General features: G+C 63.9%; 26 protein-coding genes and 1 tRNA gene. 15 read left to right on the top strand and 12 right to left on the bottom strand.

Annotation, left to right across the window (positions count from 1 at the left end):
* The first annotated feature begins 684 nt into the window (after positions 1 to 684).
* Complete coding sequence (locus AC0KXH_RS13030) at positions 685 to 1,257, top strand: hypothetical protein (protein WP_488223516.1); 573 nt, start codon at positions 685 to 687, stop codon at positions 1,255 to 1,257.
* A gap of 94 nt (positions 1,258 to 1,351) precedes the next feature.
* The gene (locus AC0KXH_RS13035; protein WP_488223517.1) at positions 1,352 to 2,290 is read left to right on the top strand and encodes a hypothetical protein; all 939 of its coding nucleotides are present in this window, start codon (positions 1,352 to 1,354) and stop codon (positions 2,288 to 2,290) included.
* A 34-nt stretch (positions 2,291 to 2,324) separates the two neighbouring features.
* On the opposite strand, the gene AC0KXH_RS13040 is transcribed toward AC0KXH_RS13035, so the two are convergent.
* Together AC0KXH_RS13040 and AC0KXH_RS13045 are read right to left on the bottom strand one after the other, a co-directional pair.
* Positions 2,325 to 2,936 (bottom strand): hypothetical protein, encoded by a 612-nt coding sequence (locus tag AC0KXH_RS13040; RefSeq protein WP_488223518.1) that lies wholly within the window; start codon positions 2,934 to 2,936, stop codon positions 2,325 to 2,327.
* Positions 2,937 to 2,984: 48 nt separating this feature from the next.
* Positions 2,985 to 3,233, bottom strand: a complete 249-nt coding sequence (locus tag AC0KXH_RS13045; protein WP_488223519.1) for a DNA-binding protein — start codon at positions 3,231 to 3,233, stop codon at positions 2,985 to 2,987.
* A 167-nt stretch (positions 3,234 to 3,400) separates the two neighbouring features.
* On the opposite strand from AC0KXH_RS13045, the gene AC0KXH_RS13050 reads away from it, so the two are divergent.
* The 6 genes from AC0KXH_RS13050 to AC0KXH_RS13075 all read left to right on the top strand — a co-directional run bounded on the left by AC0KXH_RS13050 (position 3,401) and on the right by AC0KXH_RS13075 (position 7,395).
* The gene (locus AC0KXH_RS13050; RefSeq protein WP_488223520.1) at positions 3,401 to 3,682 is read left to right on the top strand and encodes a MerR family transcriptional regulator; all 282 of its coding nucleotides are present in this window, start codon (positions 3,401 to 3,403) and stop codon (positions 3,680 to 3,682) included.
* Complete coding sequence (locus AC0KXH_RS13055; protein WP_488223521.1) at positions 3,675 to 3,929, top strand: hypothetical protein; 255 nt, start codon at positions 3,675 to 3,677, stop codon at positions 3,927 to 3,929. The genes AC0KXH_RS13050 and AC0KXH_RS13055 overlap by 8 nt, the downstream gene beginning before the upstream one ends.
* Positions 3,922 to 4,308, top strand: a complete 387-nt coding sequence (locus AC0KXH_RS13060) for a hypothetical protein (RefSeq protein WP_213149832.1) — start codon at positions 3,922 to 3,924, stop codon at positions 4,306 to 4,308. The genes AC0KXH_RS13055 and AC0KXH_RS13060 overlap by 8 nt, the downstream gene beginning before the upstream one ends.
* Positions 4,309 to 4,760: 452 nt before the next feature.
* Entirely contained in the window at positions 4,761 to 6,041 is a 1,281-nt protein-coding gene (locus AC0KXH_RS13065; protein WP_061337125.1) for a hypothetical protein, read from the top strand.
* A complete protein-coding gene (locus AC0KXH_RS13070; RefSeq protein WP_488223522.1) occupies positions 6,038 to 7,027 on the top strand; it encodes a phage integrase in 990 nt (329 codons plus the stop codon). The genes AC0KXH_RS13065 and AC0KXH_RS13070 overlap by 4 nt, the downstream gene beginning before the upstream one ends.
* Positions 7,028 to 7,089: 62 nt before the next feature.
* Positions 7,090 to 7,395, top strand: a complete 306-nt coding sequence (locus tag AC0KXH_RS13075) for a hypothetical protein (RefSeq protein ID WP_061337123.1) — start codon at positions 7,090 to 7,092, stop codon at positions 7,393 to 7,395.
* An 84-nt stretch (positions 7,396 to 7,479) separates the two neighbouring features.
* Here AC0KXH_RS13075 and AC0KXH_RS13080 read toward each other — a convergent pair.
* The 5 genes from AC0KXH_RS13080 to AC0KXH_RS13100 form a co-directional block, all read right to left on the bottom strand.
* Positions 7,480 to 7,555: transfer RNA gene (locus AC0KXH_RS13080), tRNA-Thr, on the bottom strand.
* 75 nt (positions 7,556 to 7,630) lie between these two features.
* A complete protein-coding gene (locus AC0KXH_RS13085) occupies positions 7,631 to 8,392 on the bottom strand; it encodes a DUF3618 domain-containing protein (RefSeq protein ID WP_312381814.1) in 762 nt (253 codons plus the stop codon).
* Complete coding sequence (locus AC0KXH_RS13090) at positions 8,379 to 8,816, bottom strand: phage holin family protein (RefSeq protein WP_041109372.1); 438 nt, start codon at positions 8,814 to 8,816, stop codon at positions 8,379 to 8,381. Before AC0KXH_RS13090 ends, AC0KXH_RS13085 begins: the two co-directional genes overlap by 14 nt.
* Complete coding sequence (locus tag AC0KXH_RS13095; RefSeq protein WP_488223523.1) at positions 8,813 to 9,547, bottom strand: hypothetical protein; 735 nt, start codon at positions 9,545 to 9,547, stop codon at positions 8,813 to 8,815. Before AC0KXH_RS13095 ends, AC0KXH_RS13090 begins: the two co-directional genes overlap by 4 nt.
* A gap of 400 nt (positions 9,548 to 9,947) precedes the next feature.
* Positions 9,948 to 12,038 (bottom strand): glycoside hydrolase family 5 protein, encoded by a 2,091-nt coding sequence (locus tag AC0KXH_RS13100; RefSeq protein WP_312357809.1) that lies wholly within the window; start codon positions 12,036 to 12,038, stop codon positions 9,948 to 9,950.
* Positions 12,039 to 12,553: 515 nt separating this feature from the next.
* Here AC0KXH_RS13100 and AC0KXH_RS13105 point away from each other — a divergent pair.
* Positions 12,554 to 12,763: a hypervirulence associated TUDOR domain-containing protein gene (locus AC0KXH_RS13105; RefSeq protein ID WP_041109378.1), complete on the top strand. Its 210-nt coding sequence runs from the start codon at positions 12,554 to 12,556 to the stop codon at positions 12,761 to 12,763.
* A complete protein-coding gene (locus AC0KXH_RS13110) occupies positions 12,760 to 13,350 on the top strand; it encodes a DUF488 domain-containing protein (protein ID WP_061341055.1) in 591 nt (196 codons plus the stop codon). Before AC0KXH_RS13105 ends, AC0KXH_RS13110 begins: the two co-directional genes overlap by 4 nt.
* 2 nt (positions 13,351 to 13,352) lie before the next feature.
* On the opposite strand, the gene AC0KXH_RS13115 is transcribed toward AC0KXH_RS13110, so the two are convergent.
* The 3 genes from AC0KXH_RS13115 to AC0KXH_RS13125 all read right to left on the bottom strand — a co-directional run bounded on the left by AC0KXH_RS13115 (position 13,353) and on the right by AC0KXH_RS13125 (position 17,793).
* Positions 13,353 to 14,189 (bottom strand): CvfB family protein, encoded by an 837-nt coding sequence (locus AC0KXH_RS13115; RefSeq protein ID WP_043221125.1) that lies wholly within the window; start codon positions 14,187 to 14,189, stop codon positions 13,353 to 13,355.
* 49 nt (positions 14,190 to 14,238) lie between these two features.
* Complete coding sequence (locus AC0KXH_RS13120) at positions 14,239 to 16,548, bottom strand: membrane-bound PQQ-dependent dehydrogenase, glucose/quinate/shikimate family (RefSeq protein ID WP_488223524.1); 2,310 nt, start codon at positions 16,546 to 16,548, stop codon at positions 14,239 to 14,241.
* A 102-nt stretch (positions 16,549 to 16,650) separates the two neighbouring features.
* Complete coding sequence (locus tag AC0KXH_RS13125; protein WP_488223525.1) at positions 16,651 to 17,793, bottom strand: PQQ-dependent sugar dehydrogenase; 1,143 nt, start codon at positions 17,791 to 17,793, stop codon at positions 16,651 to 16,653.
* A 186-nt stretch (positions 17,794 to 17,979) separates the two neighbouring features.
* Between AC0KXH_RS13125 and AC0KXH_RS13130 the strand changes: the two genes are divergently transcribed.
* The 4 genes from AC0KXH_RS13130 to AC0KXH_RS13145 all read left to right on the top strand — a co-directional run bounded on the left by AC0KXH_RS13130 (position 17,980) and on the right by AC0KXH_RS13145 (position 20,439).
* Positions 17,980 to 18,162, top strand: a complete 183-nt coding sequence (locus AC0KXH_RS13130) for a hypothetical protein (protein ID WP_041109617.1) — start codon at positions 17,980 to 17,982, stop codon at positions 18,160 to 18,162.
* Positions 18,163 to 18,229: 67 nt separating this feature from the next.
* Entirely contained in the window at positions 18,230 to 18,955 is a 726-nt protein-coding gene (locus tag AC0KXH_RS13135; RefSeq protein ID WP_488223526.1) for an RNA pseudouridine synthase, read from the top strand.
* A gap of 87 nt (positions 18,956 to 19,042) precedes the next feature.
* Positions 19,043 to 19,813, top strand: coding sequence for a PAAT family amino acid ABC transporter substrate-binding protein (locus AC0KXH_RS13140; RefSeq protein ID WP_488223527.1), 771 nt, complete (start codon positions 19,043 to 19,045; stop codon positions 19,811 to 19,813).
* Between the two features lie 80 nt (positions 19,814 to 19,893).
* On the top strand, positions 19,894 to 20,439 hold the full coding sequence (locus AC0KXH_RS13145) for a hypothetical protein (RefSeq protein WP_041109389.1): 546 nt from the start codon (positions 19,894 to 19,896) through the stop codon (positions 20,437 to 20,439).
* Between the two features lie 16 nt (positions 20,440 to 20,455).
* Here AC0KXH_RS13145 and AC0KXH_RS13150 read toward each other — a convergent pair whose 3' ends face one another.
* The gene (locus tag AC0KXH_RS13150) at positions 20,456 to 20,644 is read right to left on the bottom strand and encodes a hypothetical protein (protein ID WP_041109621.1); all 189 of its coding nucleotides are present in this window, start codon (positions 20,642 to 20,644) and stop codon (positions 20,456 to 20,458) included.
* 146 nt (positions 20,645 to 20,790) lie between these two features.
* Between AC0KXH_RS13150 and AC0KXH_RS13155 the strand changes: the two genes are divergently transcribed.
* On the top strand, positions 20,791 to 21,654 hold the full coding sequence (locus AC0KXH_RS13155; RefSeq protein ID WP_488223528.1) for a DUF6279 family lipoprotein: 864 nt from the start codon (positions 20,791 to 20,793) through the stop codon (positions 21,652 to 21,654).
* 7 nt (positions 21,655 to 21,661) lie between these two features.
* Here AC0KXH_RS13155 and AC0KXH_RS13160 read toward each other — a convergent pair whose 3' ends face one another.
* Positions 21,662 to 25,933, bottom strand: a complete 4,272-nt coding sequence (locus AC0KXH_RS13160; protein WP_488223529.1) for a DEAD/DEAH box helicase — start codon at positions 25,931 to 25,933, stop codon at positions 21,662 to 21,664.
* Between the last annotated feature and the right edge of the window lie 30 nt (positions 25,934 to 25,963).

The raw sequence follows: 25,963 nt of genomic DNA on the forward strand, positions 1-25,963 counted from the left end.
AAACGGGAGCTTCGGCTCCCGTTTTTTATTTTTATAATCGAAAAGCAGAGCGACACGTGAACAACAACTAACGAGACCGCCACCAACTTGCCACCACAGCAATAAAAACCGCAGACCAAGACCACTGGCTAATATATAGCGAAACTACTTGGCGCATACCAAACAACAAAGACAATTATCTTCGCCTTAAAGACTACTGCTGGCACTTCATATCGGCACCGCCAGCAGTGCCTTACACGGAGCTGCCCGTCTCAGAGCTCGAGAAACAAAAAAGGCCCGCATCGCTGCGAGCCTTTTGAAACACTGGTGCCGGAGACAGGAGTCGAACCTGCGACCTTCGCATTACGAAAGATCGGCACTAGTCATCGCAAAAGCTGAAAGCCTGTATAAACGGGCATTCCAGCCCCTCTCCTTCCCGGTTCATTGTGGTTCTTGGGTGAAATCGGTCGAGACTGGGACGCCCCAATTGCAGGCGCTCCTGGACGACCATCACGACCTCTGATAGTTTCTGGCCACTACGCAACGACAAGGATGTACCAATGTCGCGTTTCCCCTTCCCACCTGTCCCGTTTCTGCCGGCAGGCCTCGTGAAAACAATTAAGTTACCAGCACTCAAGGCATGTTGTGCGACACGCCCTGTTTATGCGACAGCAATGTCGCCTACTTAATAGCCAGGCCAAAACAATGGATATATTGACCTTCATTGCAAAGATCGTTGATGCCTTAGCTTGGCCCAGCGCAACAATCATAATTATATTTTTGCTCAAGAAACCATTGACCAGAATTTTGCCAAGAATCTCTCATCTAAAGTACAAAGATTTAGAATTTGATTTCGGAAAAGCACTCACAGAAATAAATGATTCATCAGCGCTAACCAATGAGCAACTACCAATATCTGATACGCAGTTGAAATTAGCTGAATTATCGCCACGCGGTGCAATACTTGAATCATGGCTTGAACTGGAGGAAATGCTAATTGGCACTGCAAAGGCAAAAGGAATTCCAATTTCACGCCCCGGCGGCGTCTATGGAAAGAGTCACCTTCTAAGCACCTCAGAGCTGGCTAGATCACTGACAACCTTAAGAATTATCTCAACGGTTTCGTATGAGAGGTTTGAGAGTTTGAGAAACATCCGAAATAAGGCAGTGCACGTAACTGATGAATCTCTCGAACAAAAAGATGCCGAAGCATTCATTAGGCTAGTTGCCGAAATAAAACTTGAACTCAGCAACTCATTAGCCTCAGCCCAGGCCTAACAACTGGTTCAAACCGTTCGCTTCGCTCACAGGGACGGGCTAAGCCCGGCCCTTAACCAAACGTCAGCTTTCGAGGATAGGGGAAACGATCGCCATGGAGACAGCCATTTCGGCAATTAACTCTATTGTTGCTTTGATTGTTTCAATCATCGCTCTCGTGTACACCATCAAAACATATCTTCTTAAATCAGGGGCAAACGTTCGCGCATCCTTTGGGATGTGTTCTAGCAGTGTCTCCTGTGAAGATCAATACGTTACCACTGTCACTCTTGAAAATCTGAAAGACAGAGCTATTGTAATATTTAAAATATACCTAAAGATTGGCCGCAACTACTTCTTGGAGGTCGAAGACTTTGGTAAAGACCCATTAATACTAAAGCCTTTCGAAGCATTCAAAAAAGAGCATGACTCCATTGACCTCTATAGCATCAACATGAACCGAATTAGTCTAAATAAGCTTTTCGATGATAAGAAAATCAAAAAAAGAATTGTGCTTTCAACTTCTGACGGAAAATATATAGTTACTTCTGGGATTAAGCACTGGGACCCGGTTCACGACTTCTTTAAGAATCATCTTACAGCAGTTATACAACCTCGTCGTACAATATATAAGAGCAGGGCTTACGGGATCAACACCAAATATATTATTGACATAAAAGCCGAGGACGGCAGAGAGGAAGTAATACCAATATACCCAAGAGATCATGAAATAAAGAAATTCAGGAAATTTCAGCTCACCAAGGAGTGTTTAGAATCCAAAGAGGCCTTGGAGGCGTACCTCTATGAACAAGTTGGGTCAGGTGTACTTAATTGCACTGAATTTACTGTGCATGATATGGAAACCTGGCTTAAAGAAGCGTATGAATCTGAGCGAAAGAAAACAATTGAGGCAGAATACTACAGCTGGATCTTTTATAAAATTTTCGGACCCTTATTGACAAAATATAGCAACTATCGACTTAGGCAGAAAAACAAGAAATTGAAAAATGCTAACAAACCAATTCAGCCGACCGCTAAAGCGTCGACTGAATGAGGCGTTAGACCGAGCAATACTTGGCGTAGTTTAATTATCTATTTCTGGAGGTCAGGTCCACCTGCATCCTGCAATTTCTACGTTCTACACTCCCTTCTGCGTAAGGGCAGAAATCTCTTAGTCTCTGCTCCCTACCCACAACGACAATTTCTTGCTGCTTCCTCGGCTGCTGCCTAGTAGTCGGTTCGCTATAGGTCCTGGTGGCCGGAATTACGTTGACGGCGCCCTGTGGGGTGTAGTTGCCATCGTGGAAACTGGTTTGGCGGGGTTGGATTGCCGGAGCCGCTTGGGGCTTCAGCATGTCTTGCGTCCAGACGATTTCGACCTCTTGCGCCTGGCGCTCTCTGGCTGCTGCCTGGGATGCCCTAGTGGACTCCTCCCAATGCTGTTCGTCTGCCTTCCACCAGTTGCGCAAGTATTCCTTCTCGTCCCTGGTGTAGGTGTTTATTGATCCTTGGGGCTGGCTCTTGGCTGCATTGAGCTGAGGAGCAATGGCTGCGGGGTTATTCGTGCCCATGCTCACAGAGGCAATCAAGATAGCGGCAGCCGTTACGCCTGAGCCGAATGCCAGGGCCGTCAGCCACTTGAAGGCGTCGCTGGATTTGCGGCGTGCTTGGAAAGGTGCGTCATCCCTGTCGGCGTGCATATCAAGAGTCCTTTCTTCTGGCGAACCACCGCCGGGCAGCTTCCGCTGTTATTTGCTGCCCGCGTTTTGTCCTGCCAACTTTAGGTCCGCTTCAGCGTAGGCCGGGCTGATCTGCCCCTTTGCGGGATCGACCTCCCCTTTCCACAGCCATAGTTCGTACTCGGGAAACGCCTCGATGAGAGCGTCCATGTCCTCGATGCGCAGTTTGACCTTAAGGTTGTGCGCGACAGTGCCCCAGCGAGGCTTTTCCACGCCGGTGCGCTTGGCTACCTGAGCAGGCCCGAGGTGTCGAACCAAGGCTCTAACCCTGTCTTCTCTTATTCCCAATTATTCTAGCTCAACGCCACCTAAACTATTTGCGCATAAATAGTTTACTCATAGACTCGTTCACGCAACCTAAAATATTTAGGTGCTAAACACCCTTTAACCACAGTTTATGAGCATTTCAGAGGCAGGGATAGGCGATGAGTACACAGCATCTGGACCAACCACCTTTCGACGTGAGCTTCGATCTGGACGGCAAGCGGGTGATCTACCTCGACTGCCGTAACGCCCTTAGCTGCAGCAAGGAAACCTTCGCTGCCATGAACGGTGTTTCAGTCGACACCGTGATTGCCTGGATGCATAGCGGCACGGTGCCGAGCATCAAGATGGGCCGCCCTCGCCTCGTTAACCTCGCACAGCTCCGCGCTGATCTGGCAAAGGGCAAAACCATCTTCGCCCAGGGGGACTACACCGATGAGTAAGCCGAACGCAGACCAAACCGGCGACAACGTAGTGCCCCTGGGAGCGGCCATCAGCAACCTGTGCAGCATTGTGACCTTCGCCTCGGCCAGCGGCATTCCGGTGGATGAAGTCGTTGAGTGGGTGGAGAACGGCACGCTCCCCAGCGTCACCTTCTCGGACTTCCGCATGGTGAACGTGGGCAAGCTGCGGGCGGACCTGCTCAGCGGCAAGGAGAGCTTCGCCGCGGGGGATTACAGCCATGACTAGCCAGCACGCTGTTGTGGATGCCTCCACCGCCCAGGGCTACATCGGCCAGACTGTTCTCGTCGAGCTGCACTGGGATGATGAGCCGGAATCCTACTGGTACTGCCTGCATATCGTCGGCATGGTGGTGCCGATGGAAGGCGTGTACGAACACGGGTATTTCCTGACCTTTGATCTCAACGCTCAGGAGTCCCATCCCAACGAAGTGTTCTTTTCGGACATTCGCACGATCAGGGCGATGCGGCACCGCGACCGGCAAGGTTCCGGCAACGTACTGGGCCGCATGACCCTGCCTCAGATGGCAAGGTCAAGGGCCGCGCTCCCGGCTCGTCGGAACGGCCACGTTCCGTCGAACGGAAGCACGGGCGCAGCGCACCCTTGACCCTGCACGATCATGACCAGCCTGACGCAGGGAGTGTGGGGCAGCTTTACCGCCCCGCGCTCCCGAGCCCTCGGCGGCAAGAGCGGGATGACAAGGGCAGCGCCCTTGGTGTTCTTCCCCGTGCGCCGCACCCGCCCCGCGGCCACGCCTGCGCCTGAGCGCGGCGGCCTCCCCTTCCTGCCACCTACGCCGGACACGCTCCCGGCGTTTCTCGCGTTCCTGTTCGCTCTGGTACTCACCGCCTTGTGGAGTGGCTGGGTAGCCAACCACCTGCCGAGCGGACCCCGCCTGATCAGTTGCGTGTTGATGGAAGAGGACTGCGCGCGCGACGGCACAGAGACACGCGAGCGTAGCAAGCGTGTTCTTGCGCCGCCGCGCGCGCTGACGTCCCTGTAACACGTCAGATAACCAGTCGTGGGTTCAGTGGCAAAAGCTCAATAAAGGTAGAAACGATGCAAGTTAAAGATTTCATCCGTGTTGATCGAACCACCGGCGAGGAAAGCAGCAGCGGCCGGCTTTTCCTGGACATTGGCTATACGGGCTTCAAGGACTTGTCCGGCGTTCGCCTGCTGCGCTGCGGCGTCGATACCGTCCGCCAGTTGTACCGCGGGCTGATTCGCCCCGAGATCATGGCGCTGTTCGAGAAGCCGGGCGCGATGGTGCAGTTCGCCGATAGCGTCTGGCACTCCGGCCGCGTTGGCCGCGACTCGGGCTACCAGTACAAGCTGCAGAACGCCGACCTCGGTTTCGTGCTGCTCATCAAGAACTTCAACGCGAAGCTCGAGCACATCGGCCCGCACCTGAAAATCGAGGTATCGCCGCACGCCATCGACGCGCTGTCGCCGGAACGGCTGCAAGAGCGGATGGATTTCTACGCCTCGGCCGTGATGACGCACGTCGAGCGCAACCAGTGTGCTGTCCATCTCGCCCTGGATCTCCAGGGCTGGATACCGCCAGCGGATCTGGTCGCGCGCCTGCACTGCCGGGCCAGAACGCACCGGGATATCTCGGGCATCAGCCAGGTCGAGTGGGCCACCAAGTCCAGCGTCTACGGGCGCGGGGAAACGTCGATGTTCGGCTCGGCCGGTGGCGTGCAGCTCTGCATCTACAACAAGACCGAACAGGCCAGGGCGACGGACAAGCTCGACTTCTGGGAAAGCGTCTGGCGGCGTCGGGACTCGTTCGATGCGGCCGACCCGGACAACTATGATCCAGCCCAGGACGTGTGGCGGGTGGAGCTGCGCTACCACCACTCGGTCATTCAGCAATTCGCCAGCGGCTCGATCGACGTGAAGACCGGGGAAGCCATCGACACGGACTCCTTCGCCGCCTTCTCGGCCCATCTGGACGGCCTGTGGCGCTACGGCCTGCGTCAGTTCAAGCTCATTGCTCGCCCTGGTTACTACGAGCCGATCTGGACGCTGATTCGGGATGACGTTCGGGTCGACGTGCCGGTCGATTCCCTGGTCGATGAAACTGAATACAAGCGTTACTACAAGACCAGTCGCGGGTTCAGCGGCAAGAACGTAGAGCTATTCCTGGGAAACTTCGTAAGCCTGCTGGCAAGGGAGCGGGTGGGCGCAAAAAAGGCGTTTGAGACGCTGCAGCAATGGGACTGCTGGCCGGTGATCCGTGACCACTACGCCGCCAAGGAAATGACCGAGCGTGACCTGTACAAGCACATCAAGGCACTGCTCGAGGAGCGCCATGTGCGCTGGGGGCGTGCTGTTTGATCACCAAGGGCCCAACCGGCTGGGACGTGGATTTCTGGCTGGATAGAACAGCCGGCATCCGCAAGCGCAAGCGTGGTTTCCGCACCAAGAGCGAGGCTGAGCGCTGGGTAGCCGATATGCGCCGGGAATACAGCCACCGTGGCCGCGACCCGGGCGAACGCCTCGCCGATCTGGTGCAGGTCTGGTATGAACTGCATGGCGCGACGCTCAAGGATCAGAAGCGCTACGGTCGCACCCTGGCGATAGTCGAAGCCCTGGGCAACCCGATTGCCGCCAGCTTCACCGCCCTGGATTTCAGCCGCTACCGGGCCGAACGGCTCAAGCGCTGCACCCCGGCAACGGTGAACCACGAACATCGTTACCTGAAAGCCGTGTTCAACGAGCTGATCCGCCTGGGCGTCTGGCATGAAGCCAACCCGGTCGCCAAGCTGCGGCAACTGCGCGTCGATGAAACCGAGCTGACCTATCTCACCCTGGATGAATGCCGGTTGGTGCTGGATGAATGCGCCGCGTCGACCAACAGCCACACCCTGCCCGTCGCCAAGCTCTGTCTGGCTACCGGTGCTCGATGGGATGAAGCGGAGTCGATCACCCGAAGCCAGCTGCTGAACGGGCAAGTGCGCTTCGCCAGGACGAAGAATGGCCGCGTGCGGACCATCCCCGTGCCGGATGATCTGGTGAAGCTGATGCTGGAATGTGGCTACCCTGGATCGGGCCGCCTGTTCAGCTCCTGCCGATCGGCATTCCGCAAAGCCTACGAACGCACCGGCCTGCACACACCCGGCCAGCTGACCCACATCCTGCGGCATACCTTCGCCAGCCACTACATGATGCAGGGCGGCAACATCCTCACGCTGCAACGAATCCTGGGCCACGGCGATATCAAGATGACGATGCGGTACTCGCACCTGGCGCCGGATCACTTCGCGACTGTGCTCAGTCATTCGCCGCTGGCGTTATTGGAGAATGGCCCCGCTGATCGCTAGCGTTCGGTGCCAAGTGCTATACGATTGGCCACGGTGAATAGCTCGTTTGCATGGAGGCAGAAATGGGTTTGGAAGATCGCGAGTGGTTTCGAGAAGAGCTACGTCAGCAGGGCAAGAAGCCCTCTTGGGATAACTTCAAGGCCGATGCGGCAGCAAAGCCGAAAACGCCTGAGCATCCTCGAGGCGAGATAACGAGAATCAAGCGGCCCGCCAAGAAACGAACGCCGCCATCTTACGTCCACCTTCAGGCGCAAGAGATTCTCGAGGCTCGTGCGGAAGCTCAGAAACGCAGCCAATGGCCGCTCTATGGACTTTATATCCTGGCGGTCGGCGTCCTGGTCTACGCTGCATACCGCCTGACAGCCTGATCATGGCCGGGACAAGAATGGGACACTTCTGGGACAACCCCAGAAACGCAAAAGGGCTAGCCTAAGCTAACCCTTTGAATTCCTTGGTGCCGGAGACAGGAGTCGAACCTGCGACCTTCGCATTACGAATGCGCTGCTCTACCAACTGAGCTACACCGGCGCCGGGCGCGGATTATCCGGGGTTACGCGGCCGGACTCAAGCCCGGCCGCGCATTTCCCTGAAAAAACGCCGGGTTCAATGAGGCCCTGAGGCCGACGGGCGCTCCGAATGGGCGCTCTCCTCTTTGAGATGGTGCATCGCCTCCTCGCCCTTTGCGCTGGCCTGCTGATAACCCTCCTCAGCCTTGCGCTTGAGACGATCGGTCATCTGGTCGCTTCGGCTGCCGATCAACTCGTCTTCACGGCGGGTCGGCGGGACCGCGGCGGCCAGCAGCGCGCCCAGGGCAATGCCCATTGCGCCCAACGCCAGCGGTTGCTCGTTGAGCAACTGATTGAAGCCGCCGCGCGCACGACCAGCGGTGTGCTTGAGGCTGTCGCTAGCGTTGCGGCCGGTTTCGCTCACGCGCGCACGGGCATTGCCCAATGATGACGAGAGGTCCTGGCGCATCTGCCCGGCACGGTTGCGCATCTCTGCACCCCGGCTCTTCAGCCCATCGGTCTTGGCCGACAGTCGATCGCCGACCGAGGGGCCGCTGGCGCTGTCGCCGGTGCCGTAGTCCGGGCGCCGGTTCTGGCCGGCCATGAGCCAGATCAGACCGATGGAGGTCAACACCGTCGGGACGGGGTTGGCCTTGAGCGTATCGCCCAGGTTGTGCAGGAACTCGCCGCCATTGCCCTTGGCATAACCCAGGGCGGTATCGATGAGCTGACCCGGCGAGAACTTGCTCTCCAGCTCCTCGACGATGTTGCCAATCTCGGCGCGCTGCTGGTCGATCTCGCGCTCCAGAGTTTCCGGGTCCTTGCGCGCTTCGGCGTCGATCTGATTATGCGTGCTCATGTGCGTGCCCCCTTACGGCTTCTTTGTCCTTGTTGATCGAGTGCAGGGTGCGATCAGGCTTGAACGAGGAAGCCTCGAACTTCTTCTTGCCCGCCGACACCATCACCAGCCCGATGATCACCACGATGCCGCCGACAATGAGTGCGGCGAGCCAGGCCGGCATCATCGTCGCCAGGCCGTAGACCCCAGCGAACAGCAGGACGATGAAACCCGCGAGCAATACCGCGCCGCCCGTGGCAACGCTGGCCATGCCTGCCTTGGTCGCGCGCAACGACTCGCCGAGCTCGGCCTTGGCCAGCGCCAGCTCCTTGGTGAACAGTGCCGGTACTTCGCGCGTCAGCTGACGCAGCAGCCCGCCTACCGAATGATCGGTGTCGGCATGTGCCGGCTCGTAATGCGTCTCGAATTTGCGTTGCTCGTTCATGGGTTCAGCCCTCCGTCTGTGCTTTTGCCATTGGCGCCGAGCGAGGTGCGGGTGGTGGTACTGGCCGAGGTCGTGCCACTGACGTTGCCGACACTCCCCACGTTGCCGTTGGGCTCGCCGCTTGCGACGTGCTGGTCTAGTTCACGCTGGCTGGGCAGATGGCTGCTGTCACCGTAAGCGCCGGAGTAGCGCTCATCGTGCTGCCCGGGCCGGTCGTAGTCCTGCTCGGCGCGGCGTCCGGAGGCCTTGGCAAAGCGCGTCAGGCCAAAGCCCAGCGCGATGCTGCCGGCGATAAACAGGCCCGGGTTGTTGCGGGCCATGCGGTTGAGATCGCCGACGAGTTCATCGACATTGCGCCCGCGAAGATCGTCGGCGAAGCGAACCATGCCTTGCGCCATATCCGAGACGTAGCGCGACAGCCCCGCGCGATCCTGATTCTCGAGTTCCGCCGCAGCAGCCTTGGCGCTCTGCGCGACCTTTTCCAGCTCGTCTGCGGCGGTACCGCGGTAGCTGTCCAGGCGCGCCTTGCCCTGCTGCTGAACCTGTTCGGCGGCTTGCCGTGCCTTGCCCTTGAGATCCTCGCCGACTGGCGAACCAGCGTGCCGGTCGCCCTTCGCCGAACCCTGCAGCGTTGTACCGCCCGTGCCGGCCGACTGTTCGGTTGAAGTCGTCGTGGAACCGGTACTGGCTATGCCGCCGTAACCTGTGATTTCTTCATCGGGTGTCGTCATTTGATCCACCTTTCTTGACTGGTTGGCCGGAAGCCCACGGTCCGTTGAAAGACGGCCAAGCGAACTTAATCGCTAACCGATCAACTTCGGTGCGCACATAAAAGGGGACCGGGTGGTCATATTCGAGTTCCATCGGCTCGGCGAACGGTACGGCACCGCGAAACTTGAGCAGTCGCCTTGTCATAGATGGCGCAAAGCCAGCCTGCACAAGGCCTCCATGCTCTTCAGGCAAGACAGGAAGAACATTAAGCAGGCAACTTCAAGCGAAGCGGTAATTGCCTGACTTCGAACTGTTGCGGGCGAGCGAAATGCCTCAGCGTGCGAAGAAAAACAAACAAAAAAGAAACGGGCCATATAGGCCCGTTTCTTCATTAGTTACGACTTCGGCACGTGATGCTTATTACATCAGCGGCCCGATCGTGGTGCAGCTGGTCGCCGTGGCATGCTTTTTCAGGATCGGCAACTGCGGCCGGTACTTGTTGCTCGCCACGTCCAGCGACAGGGCGTACTCACCCCACCACGGGCCACCGGCCCAGTAGGTCATCGGCACACAGTTCTGGCGCAGGTAGCCCAGCAGGTTGTCCATCGCCACGAGGGCCGAGCTGGAGTAATCCGGAATGCCGTGTTCGCCGATATAGCCGCGCAGCTTGTTGGTCTTCAGCCATTCGACGAAGGGCTTGACGCGCTCGATACCGATGTTCGGGGCGTAGGTCTCGCTCTTGTCGAAGTAGTTACCCGAGAAGTCCTTGTCGATGTACATGTGCGCTTCGTACACCAGGTTGTTCTTCGGATCGCGCATCCACGGATCGGCGATCAGCTTGGCGTTGTAGTGCGGCCAGTGCCAGGCACTCGACCAGCGGTCGCCGGCAACGAAGATCCAGCGGCTGCCGTCCACCTGGCGCACGGCCTTGGCCGCTGCCAGGGCCGCCTGCGGCCACAGGCCGTTGGTCGAGTACGGCTCGTTCATCAGACCGTAGCCATAGACCGCCGGATGGTTCAGGACCTTCTGTGCCAGACGCTGCCAGACGTTGGCGAAGGCGCTGATCGGCACTTCCGGCGAACCGATCAGCTTGCCGAAGTAGCGATAGTAGTTGTGCAGGTCGAGGATGACCTTCACGCCGTGCTTCTGTGCGAAGTCGAGCGACTGGATCAGGCGCGCCAGCTCGGTGGCGTTCAGCTCGGTGTTCAGGCGCGGCTGGATACGCTCCCAGAGGAACGGCAGGCGCACCAGGTTCATGCCGTTATCGGCGTACTTCTTGTAGTACGACTCGGCCGGGTAGATGTAGTTGGTGCCGTGCGTACCGGGAACCACCGACGGGCCGAAACCGGCACCGGACAGGTTCACGCCGACGAGTTTGATCGGCGTGCCGTTGCCCGGCTGAGTCGGTACCGGCGCCGGAGCCGGCTGGCTGACCACCGGAGCACTGGGCTCGCTCACCGAAGGCGTCGTGGTGGTCGCACTGATCACGCTGATGGTCTTCGGATAGCCGACGGTCGAGCCGTTGAGCAGCGCGCCATCGACGAAGATGGCCATGTTGCTGCCAACCACCTGGGCGCGGGTGATCTTGCGGACCTGGCCGTCCGCCAGCTTGACCGAGGCACCAACCTTGAAGGCGGCCTGGTTGGCTGCGCTCGCGCTGATCGAGAACCCGGCCGCCTTGCGGTAGATGCCGTTCAGCCAGTCGGTATTGGTGAAGCTGTTCAGCGCGGTGCTCGTCTGGGTGCTCGGTGCCGGAGCGGGCGCCGGAGCAATGGGGGCCGGACTCGCATCGGCGCTGGTGGTGGTGCCGAGCACGCTGAGGCTCTTCGGCGCGCCAACTACGCTGCCGTCTACCGCCGCGCCGTCGACGAACACGCTCATGTTGCTACCGACGACCTGAGCGACGGTGATCTTGCGGACCTGGCCATCAGCCAGCTTGACCGATGCGCCAACCTTGAACGCGGCCTTGTTGGCTTCGGTAGCGGCAATCGAGAAGCCCGGCTTCTGGCGGAACACGCCGTTCAGCCAGTCGGTGTTGGTGAAGCCATTGATCGCGGCGCTCTGCACGACACCGACGGTACCCGTGCTGCCTGTCGAAGTGCTCGGCGTCGAGGTGCCCGTGCTGCCGGCGCTCACGCTGTTCGGTGCGCCCACCTTGCCACCATCGAGCAAGGCGCCATCGAAGAAGACGCTGAGGTTGCTGCCAACTTCGTACACCTTGGTCACCTTGCGGACCTGGCCGTCGGCCAGACGGACCGAGGCGCCGATACCGAAGGCCGTCTTGTTGCTCGCGGTATTGGGAATCGAGACGGCCGGCGCACGACGAAACACGCCGTTGAGCCAGTCGGTGTTGGTGAAGGCGTTGATCTTGGCGGTGGCAGCGGTTTGCGATGCCGTCAGGGTGGTGGTGGCTGCCTGGACCGGGGCGACGCCGCCGAAGGAGCCCAGTACGGCGATGGTGATGGAAGCAGCCAGGGCCTTGCGAGCGCCAGCGAAGACATTGATAGACATGTGTCTCTCCGAACTTAATACGACTAAAGGCGCCGTCGGCTGCCTTTAAAAAAGTTGTCGGGAGGTCATTGAGCCGTGGGGAAAAGTGCTTGCTCGACGAGGAACCACTTGCACACAACTGAACGATCCGCAGCACCGAGAAGCTCCGCTGTTCACCTGAACAACTCGGTAATTCCCGTTGCGTGGCGGCTTTATAATAGGTTTCTGGCGTCAGACAAAATTTATTTGGCGTCGAATTGGCGTCGAAAAGCCGTCAAATTCCCGAAAGGATATCGCAATGCTATCACTATGCGGCTTTTAGCCAGTATTAGTTGGCGTTGCAAGCGCGCCGTACAGAGCGCTTTCTTGCATGTTTCAGGCGTCAGTTTTTTGAATATCAGTTATTTGCCGTTTCGCTTGTTTACAAGCAACTTCCGACGAGTGGTACAGGGCTCAGGCTAATAGCAAAAAGACAGCAGAACCCCCGGCGCATCGAACGGGTCCACCGTTGTGTTCTCCCTTCAAGAGGCCAGCCAATGACCAAGTACAAAGTGGGCGATCATGTCGGATGGAACTCCGAAGCCGGGCACGTCAGCGGCGTGATCATCAAGGTCCATACCCGCGACACCGAGTACAAAGGCCATACGCGTCGTGCCAGCCCGCAAGAGCCGCAATACGAGATTCGCAGCGACAAGACCGAGCACATCGCGATGCACAAGGAAGGCGCACTCAGGAAGCTCGAATGACCGCCGGGCCAGTGCGATGCGTCTGGACGGTCGGCCACTCGACGCGCTCGATCGAAGCGTTCATCGAGCTGTTGCAGGCCCATGGCATCGAAGCGATCGCCGATGTGCGCCGTTTCCCGGGCTCGCGCCGGCTGCCACAGTTCGGCGAGCAGGCGCTACGCGAGAGCCTGGCCGCGGCCGGGATCGACTATCTGTGGATCGGCGAACTGGGCGGACGACGTCGGCCGCTGGCGGATTCGCCCAACGGCGCCTGGCGCAACACGTCGTTTCGCGGTTACGCCGATCACCTCGCCAGCGAGGAATTCGCCCTGGGCCTGCGGCGCTTGCTGGAACTGGCCGATCGCCGGCCCACCGCGATGATGTGCGCCGAGGTGCTGTGGTGGCGCTGCCACCGCTCGCTGGTTTCGGATGTGCTGAAGGCGCGTGGCGTGGAGGTCCTGCACATCCAGAACGAGGGGCCGGCCGAACCGCACCCCTACACCGCGCCCGCCCGCCTGGCGGAGGGCAGGATCAGCTATGAGCCGGGCAAGGGTGAGCCGCTGGGGCGCGAGGCGCGCGCCGAGCGCCAGGGCCGGCTGGATCTCTGAGTTCAGGCCTGCTCGATGCGGTCGGCATGGATGACGATGCGGCCCTGCTTGTAGAGCCCGCCGATGGCCTTCTTGAAGTTGCCCTTGCTTACGCCAAAGGCCCGCGCGATGGCCTCGGCCGGGCTCTTGTCGCTCAGCGGCAGCACCCCGCCCTGCTCTTCCAGCTTCTGCAGAATGAGCGCCTGCAGCGCATCGGCTGCCTCGTTGCCGAGCGGCTGCAGGCTCAGGCTGATCTTGCCGTCTGCGCGCAGCTCGCGGATGTAGCCGCGCTCGCGCAGCCCCGGGCGAAGAAACTTGAAGACTTCGTTCTTGTGGATCAGCCCCCAGTGCCGACCCTCGATGATCGCCTTGAAGCCGAGGTCGGTCTGCTCGACGACCAGGAGGTCGACCGGGTCGCCGACCCGATAGCGCGCCGGCGTCTTGTCCAGGTGGCGGTCGAGCCGGGCCGTGGCGGTGATGCGCCGGGTACGCGGGTCCACGTAGAGAAACACCACGCAGTAATCGCCGACCTGCAGCGGGCGCTTCTCTTCGGAATGCGGCAACAAGAGGTCCTTGGGCAGGCCCCAGTCGAGAAACAGGCCAATGCGGTTGATCTCCACCACCTTGAGGCTGGCGAACTCGCCGACCTGCGCCTTTGGCTTGTCGGTCGTGGCGATCAGCTTGTCTTCGCTGTCCAGGTAGACGAAGACGTTCAACCAGTCGCCCACCTCGCTCGGCACATCCTTGGGGATGTAGCGCTTGGGCAGCAGGATCTCGCCGTCGGCGCCACCGTCGAGATAAAGGCCAAAGCCGGTGTGCTTGACGACCTGCATGCTGTTGTAGCGCCCGATAGCGGCCATGGTCCTGCCCTGTCTGTACAAAGGCGGCGATTCTAGCAGCGCCGCGCGGTCAGCGCGGCAGTGCGTAGGCGATCACCGAATCCCCGGCCTCGGTCCCCAGCGAGCCATGGCCACCGGCGACCACCACGACCATCTGCCGCCCCGAGGGGCTGCGGTAGGTCATCGGTGTCGCCTGCCCGCCGGCCGGCAGGCGGGCCTTCCACAGCTCGCGCCCAGTGGTGCTGTCGTAGGCGCGCAGGTAGTAGTCCAGCGTGCCGCTGAGAAAAGCGACGCCGCCTGCGGTGAGCATCGGCCCGCCGAGACTCGGCACGCCCATCTTGAATGGCAACGGCAGCGGCGCGCGGTCGCGTACCGTGCCGTTCTTGCGCAGCCAGTGGGTCTTGCCGGTGCGCAGGTCCGCGCCGGCGACATAACCCCACGGCGGTGCGCTGCAGGGCAGCCCGATCGGTGAGACGAACGGCTTGAGCTCGACGGCGTAGGGCGCGCCGAAGTTCTCGTTCAGATAGGGCGGCTTGTCGGACACCAGCGTGCTGCTGTCGTCCTCGCGCGGCACCAGCGTCGAGGTGAAGGCCAGGTAGGCGGGCGCACTGAAGACCAGCTGCCGGACCGGATCCACTGCCACCCCGCCCCAGTTGAACACGCCGAAATTGCCCGGATAGACCAGCGAGCCCTGGGTCGAAGGCGGCGTATAGCGGCCTTCATAGCGCAGCGAATGGAACTGGATATGGCAGAGCATCTGGTCGATCAGCGTGACGCCCCAGAGGTCCTCTCCGGTCAGCTTCGGCGGCTGGTAGGACAGCGCCGACACCGGCTGCGTCGGTGCCGCCCAGTCGCCCTCGGCCGCGCCCTGCGGCGCCGGCTGCTCGCGTACCGGCAGGATCGGCTCGCCGGTGCGACGATCCAGCACGTAAATGTCACCCTGTTTGGTCGGGGCCACCAGCGCCGGCACCGGCCCGGCATCGGTCTGGATGTCGACCAGGCTCGGCTGCGCCGGTACGTCCATGTCCCAGAGGTCGTGATGCACCGTCTGGAACACCCAGCGCAGGCGCCCGGTCTCGATCTCGAGCGCGACCACCGAGGACGAGAAGCGCTCGCTGTTCTCGCTGCGCCGACCGCCCCACTGGTCGGGCACCTGATTGCCGAAAGGCACGTAGATCAACCCCAGCGCTTCGTCCGCGCTGGAAATGCTCCAGCTGTTCGGCGTGCTCTGGCTGTAGGTCTGGCCTGGCGCGATGGGCTCGGTTCGCTCCGGATTGCCAGGGTCGAAGTTCCAGCGCAGCTCGCCGCTGCGCACGTCGTAGGCGCGGATCACGCCGGACGGTTCGTCGGTGCGCACGATGACTAGCCCACGCGCGACGACCGGCGGCGAGGTGGAGTAATAGAAGCCTTCCTTGACGTTGGGCATGTTGGCCCAGAGGTTCACCTGACCGTTCTCCCCGAACCCGGAGCACAGCTGGCCGGTCTTCGCGTCCAGCGCCAGCAGGCGTGCATCGGCGGTCGGCATGAACAGCCGCTGGCGGCATTGCTGCCCGGGCGGCGCCTGGCGCTCGACGTGATAGGACAGACCACGGCAGGTCAGATGCTGGCGATTGCTCGAGTCGGGCACCTGCGGATCGAAGCGCCAGCGCTCCTGGCCGGTTTCGGCGTCGAGCGCGATGACGAAGTTGTGCGGCGTGCAGAGGTAGAGCGCGTCGTCGACCTTCAGCGGCGTGACTTCGTAGGTGGTCTCGTCGGGGTCGGTGGGCCGGCGCAGGTCACCGGTATGGTAGTGCCAGACCGGCTCGAGCCGCTCGACGTTCTGCGGCGTGATCTGCGCCAACGGCGAATAACGCTGGCCCAGCTGGGTGCGACCATAGGCTTGCCAATCCCCGTCGGGCACCTCGCCCTGCCCGTTTGCCGGCGCCTCGGCCAGCGGTGGCGGCAGCATGCCCTTGAGGTCGTTCGCGTCGCGCCCGATTGCCAGGACCGCGGTCACGCCCCAGAGCACGACCGCCAGCAGCAGCGGCAGCGCCGCGCCACCCCAGGCACGCCAACCGAAGTGCTGCCAGCTCAGGCGCTGCACGACCCAGGGCATCAGCAGCCAAAGGCCGAACGGCGCGATGAGGCTGCCGCGCGGCGCCAGCTGCCACCAGTCTAGGCCGACCTCGTAAAGCGCCCAACCGAGCGCCGCGAGCATCAACAGCGCATACAGCCAGAGCGCGGTGCGTCGACGCTTGAGCAGCAGGATGCCCACCAGCAGGAACCCCGCCCCGACGGCGGCGAAATACCAGGTGCCACCGAGATCCAACACCCGTATCCCGCCGGCGACGAGCACGAGCCCGAGAAGAATGCCGAACACACCGCTGATGACGACGGCCACCGCTGCCTCCTGTCCAGTGGATTGCGCAATCGGCCGCCGTCACGACGACCACTGGTCAGTGGACCGACGAGCGGCGCAATCGCTCCCTGAACAGTCGAAAATTCACTTCGGCTCCATCCCCACCTGCAGCACCCGCCCGTCGCTGTCGTCGGTCAGCAGGTACAGATAGCCATCCGGCCCGAGACGGACGTCGCGAATGCGCTCGCCCATCGACGCCAGCAAGCGCTCCTCATGGACGATGCGGTCGCCGTCGAGCTGCAGCCGGATCAGCGCCTGGCCGACCAACGCCCCAATGAACAGGTTGTGCTGCCAGGCCGGGAAACGTTCGGCGTCGTAGAAGGCCATGCCGCTGATGGCCGGGGATTTCGCCCACACATAGTGGGGCGCGACGGTGCCCTCGACGTGCTTGCCCTCCGCTTCGGGAATCGGCAACAGGCTGTAGTTGATGCCATGCGTGGCCAGCGGCCAGCCATAGTTGGCACCGGCTTGCGGGATATTGATCTCGTCTCCGCCGCGCGGGCCGTGCTCGTGCGTCCAGAGCTGCCCGGTCCAGGGGTTGAGCGCCGCGCCCTGCTGGTTGCGGTGGCCATAGGACCAGATCTCCGGCCGCGCGCCCTTGCGCTCGACGAAAGGGTTGTCCTCCGGCACGCGACCGTCGGGGTACAGCCGCACCAGCTTGCCCTGCAGCTTGTCCAGCGCCTGTGCCGTCGGCCGCTGGTTGTTCTCGCCCAGGGCGATGAACAGATGCCCCTGCCCATCGAATACCAGCCGCGAACCGAAATGCACGCCGTTGGAGAGTTTGGGCTGCTGGCGGAAGATCACCTCGAACTGCTCCAGGCGGCGGCCCTGGGCGTCCAGGCGGCCGCGACCGACCGCGGTGCCGGCCAAGCCGTCGCGGCCCTGCTCGGCGTAACTGAGATAGACCAGGCGATCGTTTTCGAAGTCAGGCGACAACCGCACATCGAGCAGGCCGCCCTGCCCCTGGGCGAAGACGTCCGGCACCCCGGCGATCGGCTCGCTGATCTGGCCGTCCAGCGAAACCCGGCGCAGCCGCCCGGGCCGCTCGCTGACCAGCAGGTGCTGCCCGTCCGGCAGGAAGGCCAGCGCCCAGGGGTGTTCCAGACCGCTGGCGATTTCACGGACCAGTACCGTGCCCTGTTCACTGGGGTAACGCTCGGCCGCAAGCCCGGGCAAGGCCACCAGGGCCAGGCCGCAGAGCGCGGCGCGCAAGGCATGACGCAACATCAGCTGTCCTCCGACGCTTCGATAGATGACCGGGGCCGGGGTCGCCCCGCGTTCAGTCAAGCGCAAAACCCGGGCGCCTGCGCGTGCCGATACGCTTCAAAAAATGACCGCACAGACGATAGGCGAACAAATTTTGATCAGATCTGTATAATGGCCGGTTCGTTTTCACAGACAGAGACCGAAACCATGGCGTCCAAAGCTTCAGCGGCCAACCGCAAGTCCGAACCCGCCGTCGAAACCAGCGAATCGCTCGCAGCCCAGATGGCCGCGTACCTGAAGGCTGGCGGTGAGATCCAGCAGATCCCCACTGGTGTCAGCGGCCAGAGCCAGACGCCGTCGCGTCAGATCACCATCAGCCGCAAGCAGTAAGCCCTCCCCCGTTGTGAATATCTGGCGAGCCCCGCTCGCCAGCACCCTTTTCCTCCCGAGTCCCGTCATGACCGATGCCATCCGCCTGTCCAAGCGCCTTGCCGACCAACTCGGCTGTTCGCGGCGCGAAGCCGAGCTGTACATCGAAGGTGGCTGGGTCCGCGTCGACGGGCAGATCATCGAGGCGCCCTTTCACAAGGTCGCCCCGGCGCAGCAGGTCGAGCTGCTCGATGGCGCGGCGGCTCAGGAAGTCCCCGCGGTGACCCTGCTGCTGAACAAGCCGGCCGGGTGCCAACTGCCAGGCGACGCCGGCGAGCTGTTCGACTGGCTATGCCAGGCCACGCACTGGGCTGAGGACCCGGCCGCGATTGCCCCGCTCAAGCGACACCTGCTGCGCCAGCAGCTGGTGCTGCCGCTGGAGCAGGCGGCGAGCGGATTGGTGGTCTGCAGCCAGCAGCGCGAAGTGATTCGTCTGCTCGGCGACAACCGGCGAGCGCCCGAAGAAGAGTACGTCGTCCAGGTCAGCGGCACGGCAAGCGGCGACGCCCTGGCGCGGCTCGCCAAAGGCCCCGTCCATCGCGGGCTGGCCTTGCCTCGTGCGAAGGCCAGCTGGCAGAGCGAGCAGCACTTGCGCCTGGCTCTCAAGGGGGCCCGGCCCGGCGATATCGACCGGCTGTGCGCGGCGCTCGGGCTGCAGCTGCAGGGCTACCGGCGTATCCGCCTGGGGCGCCTGCCGATGGGCAAGCTGCCCGTTGGCCAGTGGCGCCTGCTCGGCGAGCATGAACGCTTCTGAGCCGGCGATACGACGCGCGGCGACTTGCGCCGCCGGCCCTTGCGATCCACGCTGAGTTCATCCCGCGCGGCTGCCAGGAGTCTCCCGATGCCAATGACGATGCGCCTCTGCCTCGCCCTGCTGGCAAGCCTGTCGCTGCCCCTGCATGCTGCCGAGCGCGTCGAGGTCTGGTCCTACAACCTGTCGCCGCCGTTTCACCTCAGTGACGGGCAAGGCCTTTCCTCCGCCCTCGTCGACCTGCTCAACCAGCACGCCGCGAACGACGGCCATCTCGATTTCTTCCTGCACGAATTGCCGCGCAAACGCCTGGACCTGAATCTCCAGCGCGGCAGGCCGGGCATCGTGCTCTGGGCCACGCCACGCTTCTTCGAACCGGCCAGCGTCGAGGGCATGCGCTGGTCGGCGCCGCTTTTGCTCGACCGTCAGGACGTGATCTCCCGCCGCGACGCGCCGGTCGAATACGACGGTCCGCAGTCCCTGCTCGGCCTGCGCCTGGGCGGCGTACTGGGGCATCGCTACCCCGAACTCGACGAGCAGATCGCCGCCGGGCGCATCCATCGCGAAGACGTGCAAAGCGACCTGCAGAACCTGGAAAAGCTGCTCGCCGGCCGTCTCGACGTGGTGCTGATGCCGCGCTCGGCCTGGCTGTACTACAGCCAGAACGGGGTCGACGCCGAGCAGCTGTACCTGTCGTCACGACCGCTGTACCCGATCGAGCGCCGGCTGCTCTGTACCTCGGCCCTGCCCGCGGCGACCTGCGATGCGCTCCAGCAACAGGTGGGCGAACTGCCGCAGTACCGCGAATGGCAGGCCCTGATCGGCCGCTATGGGCTGGAGCCGATCAGCCTGAAGCCCTGAGCGGCGGGGAACGCAACGGCGTATGGCGAATCGAAGCCGGCGCAGACATACTGCCGACTAGCTCACACAACGAGAAGGCAATGAACAAAGCACTGGTGATCATCACGGCGCTGGGCCTCGCCGGCTGTGCGTCCCACTCCTGCGACGAACCCTGGAGCGGCACTAGCTGCCGCGCCGATCGTCTGCTCTACCAGAACGACCTGCTGCAGGCCAAGATCCTCATCGCCGCCGGCCAGGAAGACGGCTACGAGCTGGCTCATGCCCTGCTCGAGCGCAGCGCGCCGCAGGACGAGCGCGGCGAAATCGAGTTCTATCAGGCGCTGCTGCTGATCCGTCAGGGCCCCGAGCCGTCGGAAGTCGTGCGCCTGCTGGAAAAGGCCGCCGACAAGGGCCATCCGCACGCCGTGGCGCTGCTCTACAAGATCCATCAGGAGCCCTACCTGATCGAGGCGCGTGACCTCGACAAGGCCGACGCCTACCGCGAGGCCTATACCCGGCTCGACGTCGCCCAGAGCGGTTATCCGTCATTCGAGAAGGCGCTGGCGCTGGTCTCGCAACTGGTCGAGGCACCACCGCCAAGCGCCGCTTACGAACCGCGCTGCCCGGAATATTGCCGCAGCCAGTGACCCGGCATGCGGCGTCTCAGGGCGCCGGCGTCTGCAGGATGCGCGGTTCGCTTTCACCGTCGGCCACCGCGCGTGCCTCCTCCTCCGTCCGGTAAGGTCCGCCGACCACCGTGCCGTCCAGCTCGACCACCCAGCACACGGCCCAGGTCGGGCGCCAGGCCTTGGGCACGTCGTCTCCACTCAAATGCTTGATCTGCAGGCTCATGGACATCTCCCGTTCGTGCGCCGCCATTTCGTGCGGCCTCGATATGCTGACCGCAGCGGCGCCGCTTTTGCTCGCCTGAATCCCGCTGCGCGGCGAACCGTCAGGGTCCGTTACGCTCTACTGGAGTCGTAGGGAGGGCAATTCGCATGCGATCGTTCCGTGCCTGGAGCCGGCCATGGCTGCTGGCGGCGTTGCTGATATCGGTATTGACCAGCTGCAACCGGGTCGAGCTGGCCTATCGCAACCTCGACCTCTTGGTGCCCTGGACGCTGGACCGTTACCTCGACCTCGATGGCCCGCAGCGCCGCCTGCTGGCCGAGCGCCTCGAGCGCCACCTCGACTGGCACTGCAGCACCCAGCTGCCGCGCTACGTCGACCGGCTCGACGCGTTGCGCGCCCACCTCGGCGATCAGCCCGTGGACGAAGGCCTCCTGCAGCAGGCCTTTGCCGAGCTGCGCCAGAGCCTGCAGCAGATCGGCCGGCAGATCACCCCGTCGGCCGTCGAGCTGCTGCGCGAGTTGGACGATGAGCAGGTCGCACACTTGCGCCGCGAACTGGCCGAGCGCCAGCGCGAAGACACGGAGCGCTATCTGCAGCCACCGCTGGAGCGCCAGATTCGCGAACGCGCCGAGCGCAGCACCGAGCGCCTGGAAAACTGGTTCGGGCCGCTCGAAGCGACGCAGCGTCAGCGAGTGCTGGCCTGGTCATACAGCCTTGGCGAGCAGAATCGCCGCTGGCTGGAGAACCGACGCCAATGGCAGGCCGCGCTGCTGCAGGCGCTCGAGCATCGCCAGCAAGCCGATTTCGCCACCCGCCTCGCGCCACTGCTGCAGGACCGCCAGGCGCTCTGGAGCGAGGCGGATCGCGCCGCCTTCACGCAGGCCGAACACGCGACCCTGGCGCTGCTGCGCGACATCCACGCCGAGGCCAGCGAGCGTCAGCAGCGCCAGCTGGCCGAGCGGCTGGCCGCGCTGCGCCAGGACCTTGCCGCGCTGCAATGCACCGGCTGAGCCCGTGCTAGCGCCGTGTGACGATCAGCCTGCGGCGCGCCTGCTGCTGCCCGGCCTCGTCCAGTTCGGCCAGCCAGTGCACCTCGCCGGCGACCAGCACCGCCTGGGCCACCCCATCACGGTAGAGAATGCGATTGCCAGGGAGCGCAGCGACGCGGCTGCCCGGCAGCAGGGTACCCAGCTGATTCAGCGGATCGACCGCGGAGACCACCACCCATTGCTCCGCCGCAGCCGAGTGCCTGGCCTCGCGCAGCGGGCCGAGCGCTTCGGGCAGGGCGAACTGCTCGCCCGACATGCCGGCGACGAAGCGCCCGCCACGGATTTCACCGCGCGCTTCCAGGCGGTGATAGACGCGCACCAGCTCGCGCCAGGGCGGCAGCCAGTCGGCCTCGCGCTCGAGCAGGCGCCAGAACACCACGCCATAGCGCCGCAGCAGCACGCGGGCGACCTGCTCCAGGCGCTCGTCTTCGCTCGGCGCTTCGCCGCCGCCGCGCAGCAAGGCCCAGCGGCCGGCGTCGGCCATGCCGCCGATGAAGGCCCCGCCGTGGCGCCGCCGTGACTCGCGGCTGCGTCGGCTCGCCGGGGCGAGCAGCGCACGCAACCCGGCAAAGCCGTCGGCGTTCACCAGGCCAAGGGCGACCAGCTCGCCGAGGGCGTCCTCCAGCTCGCTGCGCAACAGGTGCGCCTCGTGCTGCAGTTCGTCAAAGAACAGCGCGCCGTGCCGGGCCAGCGCGTCACGCACCTTGGCCGCCCGCGGCGAAGGCTCGGCCTCGCCCTCTCCGCTCGACAGCGCCTGCCAGGCACTCAGCGCACGGCGTGGCAGCAGGACGATCGGCGTGCCGCGCACCGGGCCGGCCGCGGCGCGGGTTCGCCCGGCCAGGCGCGCCCAGACGATGCGCCCGGAGCGGCAGGCCTCATCCAGCCAGAGCGGGCTGTATTCATCCAGCCGCGCCGGCAGCAGGTCGCTTTCCCAGGCGCCGGCGGCGGCCTGGAAGCCCTCGAGCTGGTCGAGCACCAGGGCCAGCGCCTCGCGGCCGCGCAGCCGCGTCTGCGCGCCAAGGTGCTGCCAGTCGATGAGAAAGCGCATGAAGGCGGCCGGCTCCACCGGTTCGATTTCGCGACGCAGGCGCTTGACCGTGTAGCGGTGGATACGCGCCAGCAGGTGCCGCTCGCACCACTCGTCCTGGCTCGCAGCGGGGCTGAAGCGCCCGCGCATGGCGTAGCCCTCGCGTTCCAGCGCCAGCAGCGCCTGCGCCACCTGCGAGGCCGGCAGCGCCAGCGGCCGCGCGATCAGCGGCAACGGCAGCGGGCCGAAGCCGCTGAGCCGGGCGCGCAGCAGCTCAACCCCCGCAGCGTCCTCGTCATCGGCGCAGGCCGGTACGTCCAGCGCGGGCTCGGCAGGCGCGTTCGGGTACAAGCGGCGCAGCAGGGCCAGTCGCTCGCGGGCGACCCACAGGCTGCGGCCCTCGGCGACCGCCAGGCAGGTGGCGCGGCCGCCCTGCGCCAGGGTCTGCAGCCAGGCATGCCAGCCGTCCTGCAACTCGCTTTCGGCGAGGCAGCCCAGCCCGACCAGCGCCTCGTGCATCTCGTCGCAACTGCGTACCTCGGGCCAGGCCTGTTCGCGTACCGCGGCAATCGCCTCGGCGTCCAGCGCGCCCATGTCCTCGCTGCCCTGCGGCTCGCTCCAGCGTCGCGCCAGCACCGCCTGGGTGCGCCGCTCTTCCAGCGGCACATCATCGAGGAAGGCATAGGGCCTCGCGCCGAGCACTTCCATCGCCAGCGGCGAGGGCGCCGGCAGGTCGCGGGTCAGCAACTCCACCTCGCCGCCTTCGATGCGCCGCAGCAGGGCCAGCCAGCCCTCGCTGTCCATCGCCTCGTGCAGGCAGTCGTCGAGGGTCTGGGCGACCAGCGGATGCTCGGGAATCTCACGTTCGCCGACGATGTTCTCCAGGCAGGCGACCTGATCGGGGAACACCGTGGCCAGCAGGTCTTCGCTCTTCATCCGCTGCAGTTGCGGCGCCACCCGCCGGCCGCCGCTCATGCGCGGCAGGGCCAGCGCGGTGACCGCGTTCCAGCGCCAGCGCACGGCGAACAGCGGCGCATCGAGCAGCGCCTGGATCAGCACGTGCTCGGCCGTGGCCGAATGCAGATAGCGCCAGACCTCCTCGAGCGGGAAGCTGTGGCTGGTCGACAGCGACAGCACGATGGCGTCCTCCGTCGCGGCCGCCTGCAGCTCAAAGTTGAAGGTGCGGCAGAACCGTTTGCGCAAGGCCAGGCCCCAGGCGCGGTTTAGGCGGCTGCCGAACGGCGAATGGATGACCAGCTGGGTGCCGCCGGATTCGTCGAAGAAGCGCTCCATGACCAGCCGCTGCTGGGTCGGCAGCTCGCCGAGCGCGGCGCGTGCGCGCGCCAGGTATTCGACGATCTGCCGTGCGCCGGCCTCGGGCAGGCCGAGTGACTCGACCAGCCAGGCGAGCGCCACCTGCAGCTCGCCGGCCGCCTGCGCCAGACGTTGCCCGACCTCCTCGCGCAGCCGCGCCACGGCCAGCGACAGCGCGTCGCTGCGCCCGGGCGCCTCGCCGATCCAGAACGGGATATTCGGCGGCTGGCCGCGAGCATCCTCCACGCGCACCCGGCCGGACTCGATCTTGAGGATGCGGTAGGAGGTATTGCCAAGCTGGAAGATGTCGCCGGCCAGGCTTTCGACGGCGAAGTCCTCGTTGACCGTGCCGATGTTCAGCCCCTGGGGTTCGAGCAGCACCGCGTAGTCGGCGTTGTCGGCGATGGTGCCGCCGGAGGTCAGCGCCGTGGTGCGCCCGCCACGCCGGCCGCGCAGGCTGCGGCTGACGCTGTCGCGGTGCAGGTAGGCGCCACGCGGCCCGTGGCGGGTGCTGTAGCCCTGGGCGAGCATCTCGAGCAGTGCCTGGTAATGCCGGACGTCGAGTTCACGATAGGGCCCGGCGCGATGGATCAGCGCGAGCAGCTCGTCCTCGCCCCATTCGGCGCAGGCGACCTCGGCGACGATCTGCTGGGCCAGCACATCCAGCGGCGCGCGGGGAATCTGCAGGCGATCCAGCTCGCCGCGGCGCACCGCGTCGAGCAGCGCGGCGCACTCGACCAGGTCGTCGCGCGAAGTGGGGAACAGGCGCCCCTTCGACACCCCGGCGACCTGGTGCCCGGCGCGGCCGACGCGCTGCAGAAAGGCCGAGATCGAGCGCGGCGAACCGAGCTGGCAGACCAGCTCCACCTCGCCGATGTCGATGCCCAGCTCCAGCGAGGCGGTAGCGACCAGCAGGCGCAGCTCACCGGCCTTGAGCTGCTGCTCGGCGCGCAAGCGGTGCTCCCGCGCCATCGAGCCGTGGTGCGCACCGACCACCGCCTGACCGAGGCGCTCGGACAGGTGCCGCGCGGTGCGCTCGGCCATGCGCCGGGTGTTGACGAATACCAGCGTGGTGCGGTGCTCGCGCGCCAGCTCGGCGAGGCGGTCGTAGACGGCCTCCCAGGCCTGATTGCTCATCACCGCATCAAGCGGCACCGGCGGCACTTCCAGCGCCAGGTCGCGCGCCCGGCCGTGGCCGATGTCAACGATCTCGCAGGTGCGCCCGGCGCCGACGAGAAAATTGGCCACCGCCTCGACCGGCTTCTGCGTGGCCGACAGCCCGACCCGCACCAGCGGTCGCGCGCACAGCGCCTCGAGCCGCTCGAGGGTCAGCGCCAGGTGGCTGCCACGCTTGTTGCCGGCCACCGCGTGGATCTCGTCGACGATCAGGCTGCGCACGTCCTTGAGCATCTCGCGGCCGGACGCCGAGCCAAGCAGCACGTAAAGCGACTCGGGCGTGGTGACCAGCACGTGCGGCCGCCGCCGACGCATCGCCGCGCGCTCGGCCTGCGGGGTGTCGCCGGTGCGCACGGCGGTGCGGATGCCCGGTGCGGGCAGGCCGAGCCGCACCAGTTCTTCGGCGATGCCAGCCAGCGGCGCCTCGAGATTCAGGTGAATGTCGTTCGACAGCGCCTTGAGCGGCGACACGTAGACGACCCGGGTCTCATCTGGCAGCCCGCCGTCGGCAAGGCTCTGCTGCACCAGGGCGTCGAGCGCGGCGAGAAAGGCGGTCAGCGTCTTGCCCGAGCCGGTCGGCGCCGCGACCAGGGTCGAGCGGCCGGCACGAATCAGCGGCCAGGCGCGGCCCTGCGCCGGCGTCGGCCGGCCGAAGGTGCGGGCGAACCAGCCGGCGACCGCGGGATGGAAGCCGGCCAAGGCATCGAGAGTGCTATCGGTCATCGCTCGAATATGGTGCCGGCCGGTGCCGTG

This window comes from Stutzerimonas sp. CXK-1 (genome assembly GCF_057738225.1).